Origin of the sequence: Ruminococcus sp. AF17-12 (assembly GCF_003479245.1) — a bacterium.
Lineage (GTDB): Bacteria > Bacillota > Clostridia > Lachnospirales > Lachnospiraceae > Blautia_A > Blautia_A fusiformis.
In genome coordinates this window covers 1-879 of record NZ_QUGY01000037.1, presented here as the reverse complement: position 1 = coordinate 879, position 879 = coordinate 1, and the positions used below count along the sequence as shown (strand labels likewise).

1 protein-coding gene is annotated in these 879 nt (G+C 42.4%); it reads right to left on the bottom strand.

The annotated features are described in order from the left end of the window. Positions 1 to 159 precede the first annotated feature (159 nt). On the bottom strand, positions 160 to 879 hold a 720-nt coding region (locus DWW77_RS17830), incomplete at its 5' end, for an IS256 family transposase (RefSeq protein ID WP_118609268.1).

The window sequence follows — 879 nt, the reverse complement described above, 5'->3', positions numbered from 1 at the left end:
GAGACTATGAAAAAATCTCTGTAAATAGGATTCTTCTATGATAAGAAAGGGTGAGTAGCTTAAAAACTAGGCTTTTCACCCTTGCTTTATATATAACAGTTGTTGAATGGCATGTCAAGAGCAGGCGGTTCCCCGCCTGTTTCTCTGACCTGTTTTTTATTATTCTGGCAGCCGGCCTTCATACATAATACTCAGTTCACCATATACCTGCGCCCAATTCCGGATTGTACTGGTCCATTTTTTGGTGGCTTCAAATGTAGCAAGATATAATGCCTTTAAAAGGGCCGTATCACTTGGAAATACGCTCCTCTGACGGTTCAGTTTCCGATAGGTGGAATTCAGGGATTCGATGGCATTTGTAGTATAAATCACTTTTCTGACCGTTGCTGAAAATTTGAAAATTGGAGAGATCGCATCCCAGTTATCTTTCCAGCGTTTCATGGAATTCGGATATTTCGGTGCCCATTTTTCTGTCACACGGTCTAAGGCTGCCAGGGCCTTCTTTTCGTCAGACGCCTGATAAATGGTCTTCAGGTCCGTGGCAAATGCTTTTCTGTCCTTATCAGGGACATATTTTAGAGTATTTCTTACCTGATGCACGATACAGCGCTGATATTCGGTTTTGGGGAAAGCTGCAGCAATAGCTTCTTTGATACCGGTTAAGCCATCCGCACAGATAACCAGTACATCTTTTACGCCCCGGTTTTTTAGCTCATTCATAACAGAAAGCCAATATTTTGCACTTTCATTATCACCAACACTGATAGTCAGAACTTCTTTCTTTCCTTCTGTGTTGATTCCCAGAATTACGTAAGCTGCGAGCTTTCGGATCACGCCATTGTCTCTTACGGAGTAGTGGATCGCATCGATGTAGAGAAT